The sequence below is a fragment of the Thermogladius sp. genome (genome assembly GCF_049970955.1).
Lineage (GTDB): Archaea > Thermoproteota > Thermoprotei_A > Sulfolobales > Desulfurococcaceae > Thermogladius.
In genome coordinates this window covers 1-3,567 of the sequence record NZ_JBMFLY010000080.1, presented here as the reverse complement: position 1 = coordinate 3,567, position 3,567 = coordinate 1, and the positions used below count along the sequence as shown (strand labels likewise).

3 protein-coding genes are annotated in these 3,567 nt (G+C 62.9%); all 3 read left to right on the top strand.

Features of this window, described 5'->3' with window-relative positions; translation table 11 throughout:
• Positions 1–2,195, top strand: a 2,195-nt coding sequence (locus ACP5VX_RS06600) for a xanthine dehydrogenase family protein molybdopterin-binding subunit (protein ID WP_428725091.1), incomplete at its 5' end; no start/stop codon positions are given.
• A gap of 4 nt (positions 2,196–2,199) precedes the next feature.
• On the top strand, positions 2,200–3,075 hold the full coding sequence (locus tag ACP5VX_RS06595; RefSeq protein ID WP_428725090.1) for an FAD binding domain-containing protein: 876 nt from the start codon (positions 2,200–2,202) through the stop codon (positions 3,073–3,075).
• A 5-nt stretch (positions 3,076–3,080) separates the two neighbouring features.
• Positions 3,081–3,533: a (2Fe-2S)-binding protein gene (locus tag ACP5VX_RS06590; protein WP_428725089.1), complete on the top strand. Its 453-nt coding sequence runs from the start codon at positions 3,081–3,083 to the stop codon at positions 3,531–3,533.
• Positions 3,534–3,567: the final 34 nt, after the last annotated feature.

Here is a 3,567-nt window from a genome sequence, read left to right as displayed (position 1 = left end):
TGTTCGTGAAGCAGGTGTTGAGCCCTCACCCACACGCTAGGATCAAGGGCTTCCACCTGAAGGAGGCGCTCGGCGTCAGCGGGGTCAGGGCTGTAGTCACGCACAGGGACATACCGGGCGTCAACCAGGTCGGCTACGCGCTGCCCGACCAGCCCCTGCTAGCGGAGGGCAAGGTCAGGTACGCCGGCGAGGTCGTGGCACTCGTCGCGGCAGAGTCGTGGGAGAGAGCGGTTGAGGCGTCGCAGCTCGTTAAAGTCGACTACGAGCCTCTGCCCTACGTCCTCGACCCCCTGGAGGCCATGTCGAGGAGCGACGTGCTAGTACACGAGGAGGCCGGGTCGAACATCGCGTTCAGGACGAAGGTGAGGAAGGGCGACGTCGAGAAGGGGTTCAGCGAGGCAGACGTCGTCGTAGAGAACGAGTACAGGACCCACCACCAGGAGCACGCCTACCTGGAGACCGAGGCCGCACTAGCGCTACCGGACTCGGAGGGGAGGGTGACGGTAATAGGCGCCGCGCAACACCCCCACCTCGCCAGGGACATAACGGCGAGAGTGCTAGGCCTGCCGGCTAGCAGGGTGAAGGTGGTAGTCCCATACCTGGGCGGCGGGTTCGGCGGGAAGGACGACGAGGGCCCCCTCACAATCGCGAAGGCCGCTCTAGTGGCCTACCTCACGGGGAGGCCGGCCTTCATAGTCTACTCGAGGGAGGAGTCGATCAAGGTCCACCCGAAGAGGGAGGCCACCATAATACGGTACAAGAGCGGGGCGAACAGGGACGGTAAACTGACGGCGATCGACGTGACGATCATACACGACACCGGCGCCTACGCCAACAGGGCGCCGTTCATACTGTGGAGGGCCACGATGCACGCCTCGGGCCCCTACGAGGTGCCCAACGCGAGAGTGGACGGCTACGCTGTCTACACGAACAAGGTGTACCAGGGGTCGTTCAGGGGCTTCGGCAACCCCAGTATCCAGTTCGCGGTCGAGAGGCAGATGGACCTGCTAGCCGAGAAGCTGGGGCTGGACCCGGTGGAGTTCAGGCTTAAGAACATCCTCAGGCCCGGCTCTAGGACTCTCACGAACCAGGTCCTAGACCACTCGGTCGGCGTGGCGGAGGCGCTGGAGAAGGTCTCCGCGAAGTCCGGGTGGTTCCAGAAGAGGAGGGAGTACAGCGAGTACAACAAGAGGGCCGGTAGGTGGAGGAGGGGTATAGGCGTCGGCGTCGCCTGGCACGGCATAAGCACCTCGAGGGGCGTCCCCGACTGGTCCAACGCCGTGGTGAAGGTGGAGAAGGACGGGTCTGTCACGGTCTACACGGGGATAGTCGAGATGGGCCAGGGCAGCCCGACCAGCTCGCACGTCCAGATAGTCTCCGAGATACTGGGCGTCCCGCCCGAGAACGTCAGGGTCGTCTTCGGCACCACCGAGGCCCCGGACACGGGGGCTACACACGCCTCGAGGGGGACCGGTATCGGCGGCATAGGGGTCGAGGTCGCGGCGGGGAGGATAAGGGAGAGGCTCGCCAGGCTCGCCAGCGACATTCTCGGGGTCGAGCCCGACAAGCTCGTGTTCAGAGACGGGAGGGTCTACCCGAGGGACAACCCGGAGAAGTACATGAGGTGGGTGGACCTCGTGAGGGAGGCCTACGCCAAGGGCGTAGAGCTCTCCGCTACCGGCTACTTCTTCCTACCCAAGGGCAAGTTCGACGACACGGTTGGCCAGGGCTTCGCCTACCCGGCTTTCAGCTACATCGTGGTGGTGAGCGAGGTGGAGGTGGACACCGAGACGGGCGTAGTCAGGGTCTTGAGGGTGTGGCCGGCACTCGCCGCCGGTAGGATCATAAGCCCGGTCCAGGTCGAGGGGCAGGTCGAGGGGGCCGTCGTGCAGGGTATAGGCTACACCCTCTACGAGCAGCTCGTCTTCGACGAGAAGGGCTCTATACTAAACGCGGACTTCACGGACTACGTTATACCCACGGTTATGGAGGTGCCGGAGATCGAGAAGCCGATATACGTGGAGGACGTCTACAAGTACGGCGCTATGGGTGCTAAGGGAGTGGGCGAGATGGCGCTGATACCGATCCCGGCGTCTATCGCCAACGCTGTCTCCCACGCGCTCGGCGTCAACGTGACCAGGCTTCCCATCACCCCGGAGTACGTCCTGGAGCTGATAGGCTCTTTAAAGAGGTGATAGGATGTTCTACAAGCTACCCTCTTTCGAGTACTACAGGGCTAGGAGCGTCGAGGAGGCTGTAGAGCTAGCTAGCAAGCTGGGCGACTACAAGTTTCTGGCTGGGGGTACAGACCTGCTAGTAGACCTGAAGATAGGGCGCTACAGGCCGAGGGCGGTCATCGACCTGGGCGGCTTGAGGGAGCTCAGGTACGTAGTCGACGAGGGCTCCAAGGTAAGGATCGGCGCCTTGACGACCCTGGAGGAGATTCTGAGGTCCGACGTGGTCAAGAAGAAGCTACCCCTACTCCACCAAGCAGTGTACAACATGGCTAGCTGGCAGATCAGGAGCGTCGCCACGATAGGCGGGAACATAGCTAACGCCTCGCCAGCCGCGGACACCGCCCCGCCTCTACTAGTCCACGGCGCCCTCGTGAAGCTGAGGGGGCCCCGCGGGTCGAGGTCTATTCCGCTAAGGGACTTCATCCTGGGCCCACGTAAAACGGCCCTGGAGGCCGGTGAGATGATCGTCGAGTTCGAGGTCCCGGTGGTGGAGGGGCTTAGCGAGTACTGGGCTTACAGGAAGTTCGGCCGGAGGAGCGCCTTCACGCTCTCTGTAGTAGGGCTGGCCCTGGGAGTCGAGGTCGGACCAGGGGGAGAGCTGAGGTTCAGGGTCGCCTTGAACTCCGTGGCGCCGAGGCCCGTCAGGGCCGCGACCGTAGAGGAGTACCTGAACGAGAAGGGGTTGAGCGACGAGTCTATTGAAACCGCCTCAAGGCTTGTCCAGCAAGACATATCGCCGATCACGGACGTCAGGGCTACGGCAGAGTACAGGAGGCACCTCGCCTCCGTTCTACTCAGGGACGCCCTGAGGGAGGTCGCGGGGAGGCTCAGGAGGTGATGCGCGTGAAGGTCTCCTTCAAGCTGAACAACCAGCCCGTCGAGGTGGACGTCGAGCCCAACGAGGTGCTGCTCGACACACTAAGGCTCAGGCTGAAGGTCACGAGCGTGAAGAGGGGGTGCGAGAGGGGCGAGTGCGGCGCCTGCACCGTCCTGATCGACGGCGAGCCCGTGTACTCGTGCCTAGTCCTAACGCCGCAGGTCGAGGGCAGAGAGGTGGTGACGCTCGAGGGCCTCCAGGGGGACGAGCTAGCTGGGAGGATAGTCAAGGCCCTGGTAGAGGAGGGGGCTGTCCAGTGCGGCTTCTGCACACCGGGCTTCATCCTGACGGTGTACGCAGGGTTGAAGAAGGGGCTGATAAAGACAGTGGAGGACGCCAAGAAGGCTATCGAGGGTAACCTGTGCAGGTGCACCGGCTACGTTAAGATCCTCAGGGCCGTCTCAAGGCTAATCAAGTGAATCAGCGCGATTAAACAGTTTTCCCACTAAAGTT